Source organism: Streptomyces sp. NPDC050161, assembly GCF_044460025.1.
GTDB lineage: Bacteria > Actinomycetota > Actinomycetes > Streptomycetales > Streptomycetaceae > Streptomyces.
Genome location: NZ_JBITJM010000023.1, coordinates 118,442 through 136,013, shown reverse-complemented (window position 1 = coordinate 136,013; position 17,572 = coordinate 118,442). Strand labels below are relative to the sequence as shown.

At 68.2% G+C, this 17,572-nt stretch carries 19 protein-coding genes, 1 rRNA gene and 2 pseudogenes; 11 read left to right on the top strand and 11 right to left on the bottom strand.

Going from position 1 to position 17,572, the window contains the following annotated elements; all coding sequences use genetic code 11:
• From rrf to ACIBK8_RS29935, 3 genes and pseudogenes are all read left to right on the top strand, one after another.
• A 5S ribosomal RNA gene (gene rrf / locus ACIBK8_RS29945) occupies positions 1–88 on the top strand; the annotation flags it as partial.
• Between the two features lie 389 nt (positions 89–477).
• Positions 478–1,161: pseudogene (locus ACIBK8_RS29940) on the top strand (transposase); the annotation flags it as partial.
• A gap of 175 nt (positions 1,162–1,336) precedes the next feature.
• The gene (locus ACIBK8_RS29935) at positions 1,337–3,322 is read left to right on the top strand and encodes a hypothetical protein (protein ID WP_399045166.1); all 1,986 of its coding nucleotides are present in this window, start codon (positions 1,337–1,339) and stop codon (positions 3,320–3,322) included.
• A gap of 68 nt (positions 3,323–3,390) precedes the next feature.
• Here the strand turns inward: ACIBK8_RS29935 and ACIBK8_RS29930 are convergent, their stop codons facing one another.
• Complete coding sequence (locus ACIBK8_RS29930) at positions 3,391–4,017, bottom strand: SMI1/KNR4 family protein (RefSeq protein ID WP_399045164.1); 627 nt, start codon at positions 4,015–4,017, stop codon at positions 3,391–3,393.
• A 286-nt stretch (positions 4,018–4,303) separates the two neighbouring features.
• On the opposite strand from ACIBK8_RS29930, the gene ACIBK8_RS29925 reads away from it, so the two are divergent.
• Complete coding sequence (locus tag ACIBK8_RS29925) at positions 4,304–4,702, top strand: transposase family protein (RefSeq protein WP_399045162.1); 399 nt, start codon at positions 4,304–4,306, stop codon at positions 4,700–4,702.
• Positions 4,703–4,997: 295 nt separating this feature from the next.
• Here ACIBK8_RS29925 and ACIBK8_RS29920 read toward each other — a convergent pair whose 3' ends face one another.
• From ACIBK8_RS29920 to ACIBK8_RS29910, 3 genes are all read right to left on the bottom strand, one after another.
• Positions 4,998–5,846 (bottom strand): LLM class flavin-dependent oxidoreductase, encoded by an 849-nt coding sequence (locus tag ACIBK8_RS29920; RefSeq protein WP_399045160.1) that lies wholly within the window; start codon positions 5,844–5,846, stop codon positions 4,998–5,000.
• Positions 5,847–5,880: 34 nt separating this feature from the next.
• Positions 5,881–7,035, bottom strand: a complete 1,155-nt coding sequence (locus ACIBK8_RS29915) for an epoxide hydrolase family protein (protein WP_399045158.1) — start codon at positions 7,033–7,035, stop codon at positions 5,881–5,883.
• 244 nt (positions 7,036–7,279) lie between these two features.
• The gene (locus ACIBK8_RS29910) at positions 7,280–7,732 is read right to left on the bottom strand and encodes an SRPBCC family protein (protein WP_399045157.1); all 453 of its coding nucleotides are present in this window, start codon (positions 7,730–7,732) and stop codon (positions 7,280–7,282) included.
• Between the two features lie 56 nt (positions 7,733–7,788).
• Between ACIBK8_RS29910 and ACIBK8_RS29905 the strand changes: the two genes are divergently transcribed.
• From ACIBK8_RS29905 to ACIBK8_RS29885, 5 genes and pseudogenes are all read left to right on the top strand, one after another.
• Entirely contained in the window at positions 7,789–8,271 is a 483-nt protein-coding gene (locus tag ACIBK8_RS29905) for a MarR family winged helix-turn-helix transcriptional regulator (protein WP_399045156.1), read from the top strand.
• A gap of 292 nt (positions 8,272–8,563) precedes the next feature.
• The gene (locus ACIBK8_RS29900; protein ID WP_399045154.1) at positions 8,564–9,142 is read left to right on the top strand and encodes a hypothetical protein; all 579 of its coding nucleotides are present in this window, start codon (positions 8,564–8,566) and stop codon (positions 9,140–9,142) included.
• A gap of 49 nt (positions 9,143–9,191) precedes the next feature.
• Positions 9,192–9,956: an alpha/beta hydrolase gene (locus ACIBK8_RS29895; protein ID WP_399045152.1), complete on the top strand. Its 765-nt coding sequence runs from the start codon at positions 9,192–9,194 to the stop codon at positions 9,954–9,956.
• 373 nt (positions 9,957–10,329) lie between these two features.
• A pseudogene (locus ACIBK8_RS29890) lies at positions 10,330–10,518 on the top strand (transcriptional regulator); the annotation flags it as partial.
• Positions 10,515–11,156 (top strand): SRPBCC family protein, encoded by a 642-nt coding sequence (locus tag ACIBK8_RS29885; RefSeq protein WP_399045151.1) that lies wholly within the window; start codon positions 10,515–10,517, stop codon positions 11,154–11,156. The pseudogene ACIBK8_RS29890 and the gene ACIBK8_RS29885, both read left to right, overlap by 4 nt.
• Positions 11,157–11,165: 9 nt before the next feature.
• On the opposite strand, the gene ACIBK8_RS29880 is transcribed toward ACIBK8_RS29885, so the two are convergent.
• From ACIBK8_RS29880 to ACIBK8_RS29865, 4 genes are read right to left on the bottom strand one after another with little or no spacing between them, the layout of a single operon-like run.
• Positions 11,166–11,498 (bottom strand): putative quinol monooxygenase, encoded by a 333-nt coding sequence (locus ACIBK8_RS29880; protein ID WP_399045149.1) that lies wholly within the window; start codon positions 11,496–11,498, stop codon positions 11,166–11,168.
• Between the two features lie 31 nt (positions 11,499–11,529).
• On the bottom strand, positions 11,530–11,736 hold the full coding sequence (locus ACIBK8_RS29875; RefSeq protein WP_399045147.1) for a DUF2180 family protein: 207 nt from the start codon (positions 11,734–11,736) through the stop codon (positions 11,530–11,532).
• Positions 11,736–12,308 carry a DJ-1/PfpI family protein gene (locus tag ACIBK8_RS29870; RefSeq protein ID WP_399045145.1) on the bottom strand — a complete coding sequence of 191 codons (573 nt, stop codon included), beginning with the start codon at positions 12,306–12,308 and terminating at the stop codon, positions 11,736–11,738. Before ACIBK8_RS29870 ends, ACIBK8_RS29875 begins: the two co-directional genes overlap by 1 nt.
• A 43-nt stretch (positions 12,309–12,351) precedes the next feature.
• Positions 12,352–12,879 carry an RpiB/LacA/LacB family sugar-phosphate isomerase gene (locus ACIBK8_RS29865; protein ID WP_399045144.1) on the bottom strand — a complete coding sequence of 176 codons (528 nt, stop codon included), beginning with the start codon at positions 12,877–12,879 and terminating at the stop codon, positions 12,352–12,354.
• A 272-nt stretch (positions 12,880–13,151) separates the two neighbouring features.
• Here ACIBK8_RS29865 and ACIBK8_RS29860 point away from each other — a divergent pair, with 272 nt between their 5' ends.
• Positions 13,152–14,003, top strand: a complete 852-nt coding sequence (locus ACIBK8_RS29860; protein ID WP_399045142.1) for a helix-turn-helix transcriptional regulator — start codon at positions 13,152–13,154, stop codon at positions 14,001–14,003.
• A gap of 108 nt (positions 14,004–14,111) precedes the next feature.
• Here ACIBK8_RS29860 and ACIBK8_RS29855 read toward each other — a convergent pair whose 3' ends face one another.
• Both ACIBK8_RS29855 and ACIBK8_RS29850 read right to left on the bottom strand, forming a co-directional pair.
• On the bottom strand, positions 14,112–14,627 hold the full coding sequence (locus ACIBK8_RS29855; RefSeq protein WP_399045173.1) for a TetR/AcrR family transcriptional regulator: 516 nt from the start codon (positions 14,625–14,627) through the stop codon (positions 14,112–14,114).
• Between the two features lie 240 nt (positions 14,628–14,867).
• Positions 14,868–16,109 (bottom strand): MFS transporter, encoded by a 1,242-nt coding sequence (locus ACIBK8_RS29850; protein WP_399045140.1) that lies wholly within the window; start codon positions 16,107–16,109, stop codon positions 14,868–14,870.
• 261 nt (positions 16,110–16,370) lie between these two features.
• On the opposite strand from ACIBK8_RS29850, the gene ACIBK8_RS29845 reads away from it, so the two are divergent.
• Entirely contained in the window at positions 16,371–16,565 is a 195-nt protein-coding gene (locus ACIBK8_RS29845) for a hypothetical protein (RefSeq protein WP_399045138.1), read from the top strand.
• Between the two features lie 404 nt (positions 16,566–16,969).
• Here the strand turns inward: ACIBK8_RS29845 and ACIBK8_RS29840 are convergent, their stop codons facing one another.
• Complete coding sequence (locus ACIBK8_RS29840) at positions 16,970–17,455, bottom strand: hypothetical protein (RefSeq protein ID WP_399045136.1); 486 nt, start codon at positions 17,453–17,455, stop codon at positions 16,970–16,972.
• Positions 17,456–17,572: the final 117 nt, after the last annotated feature.

The following is a 17,572-nucleotide window of genomic DNA, read 5'->3' as shown; positions in this document are numbered from 1 at the left end:
CGGTTACATTTCGAACCCGGAAGCTAAGCCTTTCAGCGCCGATGGTACTGCAGAGGGGACTCTGTGGGAGAGTAGGACGCCGCCGAACAATTTTTGGGGAGAGCCCCGCCAGGAACTTTGGTTCCTGGCGGGGCTCTTTCGCGTTTCCGGAACTCTTTACGCCCAGATTGTTGGTCGCCGCAAGAGGTCAGTGAATGAGTCCCGCTCTTGACGAATGCGGCCGGATCCGTCACCCAGCGGCACTTGGACCTCAAGAATGAGTTCCACGAGCAGGTCAGTGCCCGGGGTCAGACGCCGGATAGTGAGAAGCGGCTGCGCAAGCAGATCGTCAAGCTCAAGGAGTTGCGGGCCAAGGATGCCGAGGAACCCGCCCAGTTGAAGGTGGATGCCGAGGGCTTGGTCCGGGCTGTCAACCAGCTCTCGCCGGAGAACCAGCATCTGCGGGCTGAGCTGGCCGAGCCGCGCGGCTGGCTGCGGGTGCCCGTGCAAGTGCCGACCCGGCTGCGATCAGACCGCGTGCTGCGCGGGGCTGTCCCGCCCCGGCTGCCGCGCACCCAGGGCCGGCTGCCCCGACACGGCAGCGAGTTCGATTTTGGGCGGTCCGAAACCTGGGGCACCCCCGGACACCGAAACCGTCACCGGCGCCCGCCTCTACGGCACCGCCACCGCGCGCTCCTGGAACCGGCTCCACCCAAAACTGACCCACCGCTCGTCCTGGGCCGCGGCCGACGGCGCCCTCCCGATCGTCGAGGGCACAGTGATCCGCCTGGACATCGACCACCTGCCCAGCGGAGCAACCCCCGAGCCCGTCTGGCTGTGGTGGTCCGGCATCGACGCCCCCCGGCAGATGCAGACCGCCTCTGGCAGACATACCTGCGACGCTTCGACATCGAGCACACCTTCCGCCTCTTCAGGCAAACCCTCGGCTGGGCCTCTCCGAAGATCCGCCCCCCGAGGCAGCCGACCGATGGACCTGGCTGATCCTCGCCGCCTACGCCCAACTCCGTCTGGCCCGCCCACTCGCAGCCGACCTATGGCGCCCCTGGGAGAAACCCAGCTCCCCGGACAGACACCCGACCCACACCCCGCCACGACGTGCACACACCCCGCAAAACACCGTCGACGAAACAGCGAACGCAGAAGACAACCGCCCCACGACCCACCGCACAGATTAAAGATCAAGCCAGGGGATCAATCCAGTTGCCGACCCGGGGCGCTGATGTGCGAATATCCGTATGTACTACGCGTGTTGACGGCGCGCGAGGTTTCCGTTTCCACAGTCCGCCCCGCCACGCAGGGATCGGTACGCGTGCGGGGCCAGAGAGTAAGGAATCACTTGCTCCAAAGATCCAGAAAGAGACGTCTCTTATACCGAATAGCCGCAGGCGCCGCTGCAGTTCTTCTCGTGGGAGCTGCCGCACCGGCTACGGCTGACACCGGGAGTGCGGTCCAGAATCCCGACTATGCGCCCGCGTCCCGTCCGGCGGCGGGTCCGGAGGCCAAGTCCCGCGCCGCGGGGAGCCGACCGGTGTCGGGCAAGAGCCCTTCGGCCGGTCCGACCTTCAAGCAGACCGGCGGCATCTGGCGGACCATCACGCCGAACACCGTGCTGCGCAACACGGTCACGGACGCCGACGGCGACAAGTCCAACCTCACGTTCGAGGTGTGGAAGACCGACGCGGCGGGCAAGCCGACGAGTCAGGTAAAGATCTCCGACGACCCGTACGGGGTCCGGGTCTCCGGCTATGTCGCATCCGGCAGCAGGGCGGAGGTCACCGTGGACTATGGGTGGCTCAAGCCCGGTGTGAACTACGCCTTCCGGACCTCCGCCTTCGACGGATCTTTGTATGAGACGTCGTGGTCGCCGTGGGCGCGGTTCCGGATCAACCCGTATGTGACGTTCCCGGCGCCGCAGTCGTCTTCGTCCATCGATCCGGTCAAGCAGGAGAACCGGACGTTCGTGCGCTCCGACCCGGGTGCCGCGCTGCCTGCGGCGAAGTCGGCCGGGAAGTACGACCAGTGCGGCAAACCCGATGCGGACGGCAACCATCTGTGCATCGAGCGCACCGGAGCAAGCGCGGAGGGCAAGAAGGCCGCGGACCAGGTGAAGAAGGCCCGTGCTGAGGGAGATGATCTCATCCCCTGGTGCCAGGACGCCGAGGACGCCAAGAACCACATGAACCGCACCGAGGCGTGTCTGCGGGATCTGGGCGAGGCCAAGCTGATCTTCCTGTCCAGCGACCCGGACGCTCCGCCGTTCGGCTACGCACGGTTCCACTTCGAGCAGCGGCTGAAGACGTACGCGAACAAGGGGAGCGGCGGCAGTGACTTTGCCGAATTCGACCAGCAACTTCTGGTGACACCGCTCCAGATCGACCAGGCGCTGATGGGCGTCAACATGCACTGGGATCTGGGGGTCTCCTGCACGACTACGTGTGACAAGAGCGCGGTGCGGTGGGAGAGTCCGTACGCCGGCGGTATCGATGACGGTCACTGGGACTCGGGTGAGTATGGTCCCAACGCTGCGCAGACAGCGAACTCCACGGTGAAGTGGACCGGTACGGGCAAGGAGCGCATCGACCTGAGCTGGAAGGTCAGGGCGGAGGTCGGTGTCAGTGACATCGGTCCGGTGAGTGCGGACTTCGGGACCAGCGGGGCCGCGGACAGCCGGGAGCTGGCACCGCGTTGCGATGACATCGTGGGCGGGTCGTCTCCGGGCTGTGTGCTGCCGTACTTCAACCCGCAATACACGGTGGACACCAACCTGTATCCGGCGGCCGGTGCCTACTACTGGTGGATGCAGCAGGCCATGGTCCACAACAACGGGGCCGGGGATGAGCCGCTGCACTACCTGGGTGCGGACACCAAGGTGGTCAACCCCAATACGGGCAAGCCGTGGACGTCGGACAACAGCCGCAACAGGATGTGCGGCAACTGGTCGAAGCCGCCGCTGGACGCTTCGGTGGGGGCGGTGGACTGCGATGAGTTCGCGATGGCCTCCACTCACGAGAGCGGCGGATTCCCCGGCGGCGTAAACGAGGTCGCCAGCGGAAACGCATGCGCGCAGCTCTTCACCGACAAGGCGAGCAGCGGGAATGCGGCATTCGGACTTCTGGCCGACACGCGGGTGGATGTGGACGGTCCGGTGGCTCAGCCGAAGTGCGGCCGGGCTGCTGTTCCGAGCACGCAGAATCAGCAGGCGTTCAAGAAGTTCCCGGCTCCTGCGTGGCGGCTTTTGGACGGGGACGGATTCTTCCTGTCCAATCCGGGATTCGATCACTGCTCGGGCACCGATGCGACGTGTACGTGGAAGAAGGTCTGATGTAGCGGCCTGAGGCACAGGTGAGGGGGCAGCCCAGGCTGCCCCCTCACCTGTGTCTGCGTGCACAGTCAGGCCGTCAGGGAGGTCCAGAGGTGTTCGTCGTCAGGGTGGAGTCTGCTGACCCACACCAGGGCGCCTTCGACGAGTCCGGGCCTGTCGGAGGTCGCCAGGCCGGGGGTTTCGAGAGAATCGGCCATCTCTTCAAGGAAGTCGGTCAGCGACTCGTATTCGACTTCGGGGTGGTGCTGTGCGTAGCGGGTCCAGCGGCAGAGTCTTCCCGTTTCGGCGTCCAGGTAGAGGCCGGAGGCCTGGTCGTCGGCGGAGAAGGAGAAGACGGGGATCCAGGCCGCGCGCCAGGTGACGGTGTCGTCGGTGTGGCGGTGCTGGTAGCTCATCTCCTGGCTGTATTTCGTGGCAACCGTCTCCAGGCGCATGAGGGCGTGGCCTCCCATGAGGAAGGTGGAGTGCTCGTCTGTTCGGGTTCCTGCGCAGCAGGCCCATAGGGCTTTGAGGGAGACGGGTATGCGGACGCCGGTCTGTCTTTGGAGAGCGGTGACGGCGTCCGGGGAGGCACCGGTGAGGAGGAGGGTGCGGGTGTGGGGGGCGTGGTGAGTGATCCAGGTTTCGATGCGGGTCCAGGCGTCTGTTACCTGCCGGGTTTCGATGTCCTGGGTGCTGGGCGGGTGGCCGGTCACCGGTGCTCCTCTGCTCTGCCGTGGTGGTGGTAGTTGTCTGGGGACAGTACCGGTGTGAGGTGGTGGGGTGTGGGGGTTCTGGGGGCCAGCCGGAGTGCGGAAGGATCATTCCATTTCAGGCAAGTCCCTACAGATCAGCGGACCGTGACGCTTCATCGGACTGGCGGTAAACCGCATATCTACCGCGACAACGGCCGTTGCAGAGAGGGGTGCCGGCGTGCGGGAGGCTCTCGAAGAGGCGGGCCAATCCGGATTGTTCTGATCTAATCGCCGAAATCGGGCCGTTGTGGTACGGGCAGCACCAGTCCGCACGCGCCGCGCGGCCTCGTCGCCGGGCTGTTGGTGCCGGGGCAAACACAAACTGGTCTTCGTCGACCGGCTGCTGGCGAGCCTCGTTCTCATCGGCGGCACCGAAATCCGGGTGCGGCGCCCGGCTGCTGGGCGCAAGGGCCGGGAGAAGTTCATTTCCGGCAAGAACAAGCACAACGTCGTCAAGTCCATGGTTGTCACGGACGCTGACGGACGCCTGCTGCTCCGCAGTCCGGCGGCGCCGGCAAGCTGCGCAGACATCACCCATGCCCGCCAGTTGGGCCTGGTCAAGCTCCTACGCGACGGCCCCGCAGCCGCGATCTCGCCGACGCCGGCTACCAGGGGCTGGGCGCCCAGACCGGCGGGCGAGTCGTGACACCACCGCACCGCCACCCGGTCCGGCCATCCGCGAATGTGCCCCCTGAGCCCGACCCTGGCCCGCCACGCGCCACTGCCAACCTCGCACGAGCTCGTTAGCGTCGTTGCCCGCCAACACCAAGTAGCGGCACCGATCGACACCGCCGCTCCCCAGGCGTCGAGTCCCTAGCAGCACAGCCCCTCACCACAACTCGTAGTGGTGAGCTTGCCCCTTAACCTCCTTCGTCACGTTTCGGTGGTGCTCGGAGAGCGTTTGAGGGTCTTGCCGGATGTCGGCTCCTGACGGTTGTTGTTCAGGTGGTGATGTCGGCGAGTCTGGTGACCTCGTCGAGGTCGTCTGTGGCGGGAACGAAGATGATTTCGTCTATGCCGAGGTCGGTGTACTGCGTGATGGACTGCTCGATTGCCTCCGGAGTGGTGTGGAGCACCGCGTTGGCGGCGATGTCCTTGGGGGCCAGCCGGTAGAAGTCCTGGATGTTCGCCCGTCCGGCCTCGGTGTCGCCCAGTGCGAAGTAGGCGAGCACGACGAGTTTCGGAGCGCCCTGGCGGCCGGCCTCCCGCCAGGTCCGTTTCGCTGCCTCGAAGGTGGGTGCCGTCATGTGCGGCGGCAGTGAACCGCCGATGTAGCCCTCGCCCCAGCGCACCATGCGGTCCAGCGCACGGGTGGAGTACCCGCCGAACAGCATGGGGACTTGTCGGGTTCCCGATGGCACAGCCGGGTTCGGTCCGTTGCCGACCGGCTGCCCGGCCCAGACCTTGCGGTACGTCGCCAGGTCGGATTCCAACCGTGCGCCGCGACCGTGCAGTTCGTGCCCTGGCACGGTGAACTCGTCCTCGCGCGATCCGACGCCGACGCCGAGCGTGAGACGGCCGCCGGAGACTCCGTCGATGCCTGCGATTTCCTTGGCCAGCAGGGCGCCGGGCCATGTCGGGGCCAGCAGGACCGCGGTGAGCAGTCCGATCGTGGTGGTGGCCCCCGCCGCGGCTGCGAGCGCGACGGTGTCGCTCACACCCGGGTATGCGTAGCGCCCGGTCGTGGCGAGGGTGGAGAACCCTGCTTTCTCAGCACGGGCCGCCCAGCGTGGAAGGGTCGACGCGGTGACGTTGCGTACCTGATTCGGAAGTCCGATGCCGATCTGCACAGTGATTCCTCTTTGCGGTGGGTTCGGTCCTGCGTCAGGGCTTGCCGGGCAGGGAGCGGAAGAACTCCTGGATGTCGGAGATGAGTACCTCCGGTGCTTGCAGGGCGGGGAAGTGCCCGCCTCGGTCGTACTCCCGCCAGCGCGTGACCACATGGGACAGTTCCGCCAGGTCCTGGATGGCGTTGTCCCCGGGGAAGTTCGCCACCGCCGTCGGGATCCCCGACGGCGACGGCCTTTCCGCCGCCAGTTCGGCTCCGGCCTCGAAGTAGAGGCGTGCGGCCGAGCCCGCGGTCCTGGTCAGCCAGAAGATGGTGACGTTGGTCAGGATCGCGTCGCGGTCGATAGCGGCCTGCTTCGTCTGTGTGGGGTCGTAGTCGACGAACCACTCCAGGTTCCAGGCCAGTTGCCCGGCCGGCGAGTCGTTGAGCGCGTAGGCGATCGTCTGCGGGCGGGTGCTCATCTCGTGCAGGTAGCCGGAGCGCCCGTACCACCAGCGCTCGTGGTCGATCGCTCGTTCGCGACCCGCTGCGCTGAGCAGTTCGAGCTCGTCGGGGGACATGGGCCAGGCGGCGAAGGCCAACGCGTTGACGTGGACGCCGATCACCCGTTCTCCGGCTACCCGGCCGAGCTCGGGTGCGATGAGACTGCCGAAATCCCCGCCCTGGACCGCGTAACGCTCGTACCCCAGGTCGCTCATGAGCTGAGCCCAGGCGCGGGCGGTGCGGTTGACGCCCCAGCCGCGCTCGCGGGTCGGACCGGAGAAGGCGTACCCGGGCAGTGAGGGAGCGACGACGTGAAAGGCGTCGGCCGGGTCGCCGCCGTGTGTGCGGGGATCGGTCAGCGGTTTGATGATCGCCTGGAAGTCGGCGATCGTGCTGGGCCACCCGTGCGTGATGATCAGGGGTGTCGCGTCCGGCTCGGGGGAACGGACGTGCAGGAAGTGGATGTTCTGTCCGTCGATTTCGGTGGTGAACTGCGGGTGCGCGTTCAGAGCCGCCTCGTGCGCTCGCCAGTCGTAGTCCTTGCGCCAGTGATCGGCCAGGTTCCGCAGCCATGCCCTGTTGACGCCGTAGGACCAACCGGCCCCGGGCAGCTCATCGGGCCAGCGGGTGCGGTCCAGGCGCTCGGCGAGGTCCACGAGATCTGCTTCGGGGATGTCGATCCGGAAGGGGCGGGGTTCGGATGCCATGCGGCTCTCCTGGGGTGTGAGGTGCGCGCTGCGGCGGTACGCCGCTGAAGGTGGTTTTGGGCGCGCGGCAGCGTTCGGCCCGGCGCGTCATGGTCCGGCGATACATGCGAACATGCCGTGGAAGCATGCCGAAGTGGTGAGATGGCCCCGGCAATTCGAGTAGCGGAGTGGCCGTGCGGTGATGTGGCCGGCTGCGTCCGCTACTGGTGGGGCGAGCCGGTCCGGGCTGACCCGGCTGGTCGGTTCAGGCGCCGTTCTCGACCAGGGCCTTGAGCCGCGGCAGGGTCTTCTCGATGCCCTCGGCGTTCCAGCGGGGCCACGGTGTGCGCACGAGGAGTCCGCGCACCGGCGAGGTGGAGAAGTCGCAGGTCTCGACGACCCGCGTGGCGCCGTCGACGTCTTCGAGTTCGTAGCGCCAGCGGTGCTTGCCCGGGTGGCACCACGCGATGCGCCGGTCCGCCTCGAACTCGACGACGGTGTTGACGATTTGGTAGCGCACACCGAACAGTTTCATGGCTGTCTTGAACGTGTCGTCCAAGCCCAGCCGGACCGGTCCCGAGACCGCGTTCTTCACGGTGCCTGAACCGTCGAAATCGGCGTGGCGGTGCGGATTGGCGAGCACCGAGAACACCGCCGAGGGTGGTGCGGCGATGACGATGTGGCGTGAGATCAAGAGTGGGCGGGGTGCGGAGGACATGCGGTTCCCCTCGTTCGCTCATTGCGGCCCGAAGCGGAACATGACAACATGTTGCCATGTCCGAGAAGCTAGCGAAACGACAACATGTTGTCAAGGGTGGCGACCGGGCCTGCGATGCCTACAGCGCACTGATCGACCAGGTCGGCAGACTCGCCGACGTCGTCGAGGCGATCGGCAACGGCATCGCCCGGCCGACCGGCCAGAGCCTGGCGCGCTGGCAAGTCCTCGCCGAGGTCGAACACGAAGCCGCCCCGGTCGGGGCCATCGCCTGCCGACTCGGCCACACCCGCCAGGCCGTCCAGCGCGTCGCTGACCTGCTCGTCGACGACGAACTCGCCTGCTACCGGCCCAACCCCGCGCACCAGCGGGCCAAGCTGCTCGAAGTCACCCCGACCGGTCGCGCCGCACTGCACAGGATGCAGGCGGCCTACACCCAGCTGGCCCTCCGCACCACCGAAGGTCTCGACTCGGAAAGACTCAACCTCGCCCGCGAGACCCTCAGCGAACTACAGCGCCGCCTCGAATCCGAACTGCCCTGACCGGCTGGATGGCGCGGCAGTACCTGGTGGGCGTCGGCGGTCGGCGCCACGGCGTCGCCGCCGAACTCGCCCACGCGGGCGACGGGTCGGTCAGGACCTGGGGGCGGGCCGTCGAAGAAGCCTGTGAGGCGTCACCACGCCATGTGCCCGGCGATGCGCGCCACGGCGGCGGCACCCTCATCGCTCCTGCGAGAGGTCACAACTTGCACGGCCGGTATGCCAGGGCCGGCGCGGCCGGGCCCTGATCACAGGCATCGGGCTGGCGGTGTACCAGGCTGCCTACTTCGCCTCCGTGCAGCAGGACGGGCTGACCGTGGCCACGGTGATTACCCTTGGCTCGGGGTTTGTGCTGGTCACTGTCGGAGCCCGGATCATGCTGGGCGAACGCACCGGCGCCGCCGGAACTGCCGCCGCGGGACGTGACGTTGCCGGCCTGGTGCTGCTCATGGGCGGCGCCGACGGGAGCATTGGCCCGGCTCTTCTCCTGGGCATCGGCTACGCGCTGCTCTCCGCCGCTGACTACGCAGGCGTGCCCCTGCTGGGGCGGGTTGCCGGCCACCAGAGCAGCGGTGGCGCGTTCGAGGCGACGCTGATCGGCTTCGCGGTGGGCACGGTCTGCCTCTTGCCAAAGGCAGCGCCAGTGCACGCCGCCGTCGCAGAGCCGCTACTCGGGAAGTCGCGACGACACCCCAAGTACCTCTGCGTAGTGCCTTCGTGGCATCCGGCCACGGAGACCCCGCAAAAACCCGCTTGGCGGACGAGGGCGACCCCCGCTACATTTCTGGAGGCCGTGCGAGAGATCGAGGAGGTGGTACCCGTGAACGCAGTATCGACATGGGTGCTCCCCTCCGGGGTCACGGTCGGGCGATAGGCAGGTCGTCCGGGAGCGCCGTTCCAGTGCACTCCCGAAAGGCATGACCATGCATTTCACTTCCGAGCAGCGCCTCGACGACGGCGTCCTCGAACGCGAATTCACCCTCGGTCTCGGTGAGATCCCCGGCATCCTGTGGACACCTGCATCGGTATCCGCATCCGCACCTGCGCCCGCGCCCGCACCCGCGCCGCTGATCCTGCTCGGCCACCCTCCCCTCGGGCTGCGCAAGATGTACCCCCGACTGGTGGCCCGAGCCCGGCGCTCCGCGGCGGAGGGCTTCGCCACGGCCACCATCGAGCTTCCCGGAAGCGGCGACCGGCCCCGTTGGCCCGCCGCCGAGCAGGCCCGCGCCGACCTGCGACGGGCGATGGAGGCCGGCGAGGCGGTCAGCGACGAGATCATCGACGCCCTCGTCCTCCCGCTGGTCGACAAGGCGGTCCCGGAATGGCAGGCCGCCCTGGACGCTCTCCTTTCGCTGCCCGAGATCGGTGGCCCGGTCGGGTACTCGGGGGGAGTGATCTCCATCGGCGTCCGGCTGGCGGTGGTCGAGCCGCGCATCTCGGCCGCCGTTCTGTTCGCCGGGAGTTTCGTGCCTCGCGCCGTGTTCGAGGAGGCCCGGCAGATCACCATCCCGCTCCATGTCCTGCTGCAATGGGACGACGAAGGGAACGACCGGCAGGCGGCCCTGGACCTTTTCGACGCCTTCGGCTCCAAGGAGAAGTCCCTGCACGCCAATATGGGCGGGCACACCGGCGTCCCGCAGTTCGCGGGGGACGTCGCGGCCCAGTTCTTCACCCGACATCTGAAGTGAGGCCGGGCCGTCAGGCCGGCGGCAGACGGTAGCTGATGTCGGCCGGCATACCTCTCGTCGAGGACAGGTCCCGGCCCTCCGCAGTTCTCTACACCGTGGGCCCCTGCTGAACTCTCGGCAGGGGCCCACGCTGCGCCGCCGCGCTACGCCGGCCCCGGCCTCCTGACCGGCACCGCAGGCATCGCCCTCGCCCTCCACACCTACGTGACCGGCACCCCGTCCGTCAGCGGCTGGGACGGGGCACTCCTCCTGAGCTGACGATCGATGCGTTCCCCTGAACGGCTCGCGCCTGCCCGCGCCCCGCCTTGGCGCGCACTCCCTGAACCTCTACTTTTTATATAAGCCTTGACTTATAGGCGCTGTCAGCTCGCTGATACGGGCCGAGGGCACCCGGCGGCTGTAAGCCGTCGACTCGGCGCCCCTGCGTGAGGTCGACGTCTGGCTCGACCGGTTCCGCGGCTTCTGGGAGCTGCGGCTGGACGCGCTCGGCACCGAGCTGGCGCGCGGTGAGCGCGAGCGCCGGAGACAGAGCGACGCGAACGACAAGGAAGAACGGCAATGAGCGACATCGTCGACGAGATCAACGCAATCCATCGGGAGGTGGGCCGCCGCACCGTGGCGGACGGCGAAGCCCGTACGGTGCTGCTGCGGCGCACCTACGATGCCGCGGTCGGGGACGTGTGGGACGCCTGCACCGACGCCGCGCGGGTCAGCCGCTGGTTCCTTCCGGTGACCGGGGATCTCACGCTCGGCGGCCACTACCAGCTGGAGGGCAACGCCGGCGGGGAGATCCTGCGCTGCGAGCCGCCGAAGCTGCTCAGGGTGAGCTGGGTGATGGGCGAGAGCCCCGCCTTCAGCGAGGTGGAGGTGCGGCTGACCGCCGAGAGCGCCGAGCGGACCGTATGCGAACTGGAGCATGCCGCGGTCGTTCCGCCGGAGATGTGGGACCGGTTCGGACCCGGCGCGGTCGGCGTCGGCTGGGACCTGATGCTGCTCGGGCTCGGACGCCACCTCCAGGGCGACTCGATCGATCCGGCACAGGCCCTCGCCTGGCAGGAGTCCGACGAGGCCCGCACCTTCATGACCCGCAGCAGCGACGCCTGGGGCGAGGCGTACGCCACGTCGGGCGCGCCCAAGGACGTGGCAGCCGCCGCGGCCCGCGCCACAACGGCGTTCTACGCACCGCCCAAGCCGCAGTAGGGGGCGTACTCACGCGCTGCGGGGTGAGACCTCGCCCATCAGCCCCCAGCCCTCGCTGCCGGGGATCTCGGTGCTGACGATCTGCGGGGTGGTGGCGATCGCGTACGACATCGTGTCCATGGCCGCTTTGAAGTGCGTGGACTCGACGTGCAGCCTGCCTGCCTCGCCGTCCCGGAACGCCTCGACGAGGAAGAACCGGTGCGGGTCGTCCGCGCTGCGGGACCACTCGAAGAAGAGGTTGCCCGGCTCCTGGCGCGTCTCCCGGGTGAAGTCGTCGACGAGGGTGAGCCAGTCGTCGCTGCGCTCGGGGCGGACGGTGAACTTGACGGTAATGAAGATCATGGAAGGTCCTGTGTGTGAGGGGGAGTTGGGGTCAGGCGGCCCGGTGGGCCCGCAGGCAGGTCCGGCAGATCATGCGGCGGGCGGGGAGGGGCGAGACGGCCCGGCCCATGCCCGCCGCGCGGTGTACCGGCTGCTGAGTGGCGGTCGTGTGCGCGTGGCACAGCGCCGCGCCGCACTGTTGGCACAGCGCCGCCGCGGTGGCCTGACGGCCGTCTTCGGCGCAGTCGAAGCAACGCATCAGCCGACCGGTGCGCTCTGCCGCAGGAGGCGGATGAACTCGCGGAACAGCTGCGGGTTCTCCGACCAGTCGCGCACGCCGACGAGGTTGCCGTCGACGACCGGGGCGTCGTCGATGAAGGTGCCGCCGCCGAGCTCGACGTCCAGGGACACACCGGGGAAGGTGGTCGTGGTGCGGCCCTTGAGCACGCCGAGGGGCGCCAGGGCGACCGAGGCGTGGCAGGTGTGGGCGACGGGCTTGTCGGCGGCGAAGAACGCCTTGACGATGCGCTGGAAGTCGCTGTCGTGGCGCAGGTATTCGGGAGCGCGACCGCCGGGCAGGAACAGGCCGACGTAGTCGGCGGGGTCGATGTCGGCGAAGGCGGCGTCGGCGGGCCAGGACTTTCCGGGGAACTCGGTGTAGGTGCCCTGGTAGGTGCCGTCGAAGTCGTGGGAGACGAGCTTGAGCTTCTTCACCGCCGGGGCGGCGATGGTGACGCGGTAGCCCTCTTCGGTCAGACGCTGGAGGCCGTAGAACAGCTCCAGGTCCTCCGTGGCGTCACCGGCGAGGATGAGGATCTTCGGGGTGGGCATGTGGGCCTTCCTTTCGTTGGCCGGGGAGGTGCCGGGCCTGGGGTCAGGCGCCCGGGGCACCGCAGGGGGCGGTGGCCTGGCGCTGGGCGTGCCGACCGGCCTTCTTGGCGTACTCGGCCTCGTAGTCGGCCATCGCGTCCATCAGCGGCGCCCACTCGGAGGCCGGGTCGTAGCGCAGGTCGAGCCACTGGTCCACCAGCGACCGGGCGTGGTGCAGGCTGACGCTCATCTGCCCCATGGTCATGACCTGGGCGTTGTTGAGCAGGACGGAGCCCTCGACCTGATGGGCGTCGTTGACGGTGACGGCACGGATGCCGGGGACCAGGCCCGCGCTGATCGACATGCCGAGGCCGGTGCCGCAGATGAGCAGGGCGCGATCGGCCTCGCCGTCGGCGACGATCTCCGCGGCGTCGACCGCGATGTGCGGGTAGCCGGTGCGGGTGTCATCGGTGACACCGACGTCCTGCACGGAAGCCACCCGCGGGTCGGACTCCAGGAACGCCTTGATGGCCTCCTTGTACTCGAATCCGCGGAAGTCGCTTCCGATGACGATACGCAGCTTGTTGCTCATGACTCTTCTCCGCCCTGGAAATGAGAATTCGGTAATGGCGATACCGGGAATCGCTTAATGGAGTCACGTAATGGAATCACGTAATGGCGACTCCGGTTCCTTTCCGGAATACCCGGTGCTGAATCCACAGTGCGGTCGGTGCGGCTCGGTGGGCAAGCCCTGAGGTGTGCCCGCTTTTCCCCTCGGTCTGCGGGAACTGGTTCCCTCAATTCCTGGGTACGTCGTTCCTGGGTATCGCAGTACCACCCTTGCGATCGGGCATGATGGAGAGCATGGATCGTCGATCAGAATTGCGTGAGTTCCTGCGCTCCAGGCGGGCGCGGGTACGGCCTCAGGACGTAGGTCTGAAGGGATTCGGTGCCCGCCGACGGGTTCCGGGGTTGCGGCGTGAGGAACTTGCCCAGCTGGCCGGCGTCAGTGTGGACTATTACGTACGTCTGGAGCAGGGGCGCGGTGGCAAGGTCTCCGCCGAAGTCCTCGACGCGATCGCGCAGGCGCTGCAGCTGGACGAGACCGAGCGGCAGCATCTGCATGCGCTGGTGCATTCGGGGAACGCCGGGCAGGAGTCGTACGCGCACACGACTCAGCAGGTCAGACCCGGTTTGCAGCGCATACTCGACACCCTGGAGAACGCCCCCGCCTATGTGGTGGGGCGACGTCTGCAGATCCTCGCCTGGAACGATCTGGCCCGTATTCTCATCGCGGATTTCCCGGCCCTGCCGGACGAGCGGCGCAATCTGGCACGACTGACCTTCCTCGACACGACGGCACGGCAGCGCTACGTCAACTGGCAGAAGAAGGCCGATGACACAGTGGCATTTCTGCGGGTGGACGCGGGCCGGCACCCCAACGACCAGGAGCTGGTGCGGCTCATCGCCGAACTCTCCGCGGAGAGCGAGGACTTCCGCAGGCTGTGGGCCGATCACACGGTGCGGGACGAAACCCACGGCCATAAACCGCTGTACCACCCGCTGGTCGGCGCACTCGACCTGACCTTCGAGACCTTCCACATTCCCGACGACCCCGATCAGGCACTGACCGTTTATGCCGCCGAACCCGGCTCGCCCGCGGCACACGGCTTGCGCGCACTGGCCGACGAGGCAAAAGCCGGGAAATGGGAATGAGGGCCGTCTGCCGCACTCAGTCACCGGTGGCACAGGTGCCACGGAACCAGGGGCCGCAATCCTTGCTCCCGCGCCCGCCGCAGGCACCCGGTGCCTTGGCGTGCCGGCTTACCGCGAATCCGGGTGCCCCGGGAGCAGTTGCCCCAGCATGGCCTCGAACTCGTCGGTCGTGGGCGGCTCGTCGGCGAGCAGCGCCTGCAGGAGCAGTCCGTCGTAGGCGCGGGCGAAGACCTTCACGCGCAGCGGGTCGTCGGTGAAGAGCCGGGCGATGTCGCACAGCGCGTCCCGCCAGCGCCGATTCGGGCCGCGCAGGTCCGGTCGGCGCGAGGCGAGCAGACACAGTTCGAACTCGGCGAGGAGACGCCCCTTGGCCGCGACCGTCCTGGACATCAGGGCGGCGAGCGCGACCCGCTTGTCGGTGCCGTCGTCGGGGGCGTCGATCAGCTCGCACAGCCGGTCGGCGTCCTCGTTCATGCAGGAGGTGAGCGCGGCGGTGAGCAGGGCGTCGATGCTCTCGAAGTAGTACGTGCTCGCCGTGGCAGGCAGGTCCGCCTCGCGGGCGACGGTGCGATGCGTGACGCCCGACGCTCCGTCCCGTTCGATCACCCGCAGCGTGGCGTCGATCAGTGCCTGCCTGCGACGGGCGCCCTTGGCCCGGCGCCCGTCGACGACCGGCTCACTCGACGACGTACCGGCCTTACCGGCCCGGGGGGACCGAGCAGCCGGTGAGGACTGGGCAGCTCCGGGGGATTCAGAGGAATTCAGTGTGGCTCTCCCGGTCCGTGGCCTTGCTCCGTCTCATCGCGACGATACCCGGCGGGTGGCGCCCCCTCGTCCGGCGGGAGGGAGCACCGCCGCGAGGTGTCAGCCGCGCACGGCCAGGGGCGCCGCCCGCTCCGCCTCCTCGCGTACCGCTTCGGCCCGCGCGGTCTCGGTGCGCAGATGGCGATAGGCGAGCAGGGACATGAGCAGGGCGAGCGCGCCCACGAGCAGGGCGACGGTGAAGCCGGCGCGGGTGCCGAAGGCGTCCACGACCTGACCGGAGGCGGCGGCGCCGAGCGCCACGCCGACCTGAAGGCCCGCGATCATCCAGGTCATCCCCTCGGTGAGCTGGGCGGCTGGGGTGACCTTCTCGACGATCCCCATGATCGTGATCATCGTCGGGGCGAAGAACACACCGGCGAAGAACACCGCGACGGACAGGGTCGCGATGCTGTTCACGACGAGGAACGGCAGGGTCGTCAGGGCGGTGCCGGCCACTCCGATCACCAGGAGCTTGTGTGCCGGCATATTCACCTTCAGGGCCCCGAAGGTGAGCCCGGAGATCGCGGACCCGGCGGCGTACACGGCGAAGACGATGCCGGCCGCGCCCTTCTGCCCCTCGTCCTGGGCGAGGGCGAGGCCCATGGTGTCGACGGTGCCGGCGATGGCGCCACCGAACATCAGGGTGAGCGCGAGCAGGAAGACCGAGAGCGTGCGGATCGCCGAGCGCCCGGTGGACCGGGTCTGCGGCTGCACGGGCGGTTCGCTGCTCTTCTGCGGTACGAAGAGCAGCACGCCCACCGCGAGCAGCGCCATCGCCACCAGGGGACCGGCCTCGGGGAAGAGTGTGGTGCCGAGCAGCACGGCGATGGCCGGCGCGATGATGTACGTCAGCTCGTCGACGACCGATTCCAGGGAGTACGCCGTGTTCAGGCGCGGCGAGTTCCGGTACAGGTGCGTCCAGCGGGCCCTGACCATCGAGCCCATGCTCGGCAGGAAACCGGCGAGCAGCGCGAAGAGGAACAGAGTCCAGTCGGGCGCCTTGTAGGAGGCGCACAGGAGGAGCGCGCCGAGCGAGGCCACGCTGACGCCGGCGGCGGGCAACAGCACCCGCCCTTGGCCCAACCGGTCGACCACACGCGAGATCTGAGGGGCTATCAGCGCCATGGACAGCGTGAACGTACCGGCGACGGCGCCCGCGAGTGCGTACTCGCCGCGCAACTCGGACAGCATCGTGAGGATGCCCATGTGGGTCATCGGCAGGGGCAGGCGCGCGAGCAGCCCAGCCGCCGAGAAGCCTTTGGCGCCGGGGGCGGAGAACAGCTCACGGTAAGGGTTGGCCATCGCATGCTCCTTGGGGGTTTTCGGGCAGCGGGAAGTTGCGCATGACGGCCTCCGCGGCGCATCACGAAAAAGCTGAACGATCGCTCCATTTTCTATCATGCGGACCGTGCTCCCGCGAGGAAGATCCGGACCGGCCGAGGCGGCAGGGGCCCTCGGGCAGTGGCGTGCTGCGTTGACTTGCGGAGCGGGCAGCGAGTGGGCGGTCGAGCGGCGGTTGGAGCGAGGTGGCGGAGCCGCTGCCCGCCCCAATGCCCCCCTGTGGTGCCCGGCGCGTTCTGGCGCGCGAACGGCGCGGCGGGTGCGAGCGTCGGCGAACGGGCGCGCGACGAGAGCCCGGTGGGTGAGTACCTCGGCGTCGCGCCTATGGGGCTGGCGAGCTGGTTCAAGCTGTTCAACGGGGACCGGTACGCCCATCCCTACGCAGTGGATGAACTCGCTGCCGAGGAACGCGGATGAAGCGGACGAAGCGGATGAAGGGGGCCGGTGCTGGTTGGCGGGCAGGGACAGGGCAGCCGATGGCGACGGGCCGCCAACTCGATCGCGTACGACGGACGTACTCCCGCATGGTCAACCTGCCAGCCCTGCTGGAGCGACGGCGGGGCGAGCAGTCTCCGACTCGTGGCCTTGCGGCCTCCGACTCGTGGACTTGCAATCTTCGGCAAGGCCGATCGAGTCACCCGCACCGTCTCCACTTGCTCTCTCCGGGCTCTTTCGGCCGCCGGACATCGCACGGCATCCAGGCGACAGCATCGGCCTCCAAGCCGAACCGAGTTTGGGAGGCCGACGTCATGCCCGGTCCACATCGGTCAACGGCAACGTCGGGAGAGCCGCCTGAGCTGATGTGCCGTTGTACCCGCCGCTTAGAGCAGCGAGAAGATCGCACACGCCGCGGCTACGCAGGCGCCGAGAGCGCACAGCACATTGCGCGTGAGACGTGCGCGCGGGCCGGGTGCGCGAAGCACGGCCCCGGGTGGCGGGGTGTTCCTCCACGGGAAGGTGCCAGTGGTGAGGCAGGGCACCCAAAAGCCGGCCACCAGCAGCCCCATACCGGCGACCAGCCCTGGCATACCGATGTGCTTTCGCCCCTCGACCACCGACATCGCGGCGACACGACGAACCGCTACACGGTCACCGACCCGGTACTCCTCATCGACGGAACTCTCCTCGTCCAGAAGCGTCCCATCCGTGGCGTACACCGGCCCGAGACACTTCTTCTGATCGTTGTCCCGCCCCACATCTCGGCACTCCTTCACTGCCAACGTGCCCGGCGTCCCCGAGTATCCGAGCGACGCGGCAATGCTCATCAGCCCGAAGGCCGTTACGCCGAAGCTGATGAAGATCACCACACACGCGAACACCCGGCTGAGGGAGGTGAACCCTCGGCGGGAACCGCTGGGTGAGACCGGTGGGTGTGATGCCGGTGGGGGGACCTGCACGGCGAGTCCTTGGAGTGAGAAGCGGGC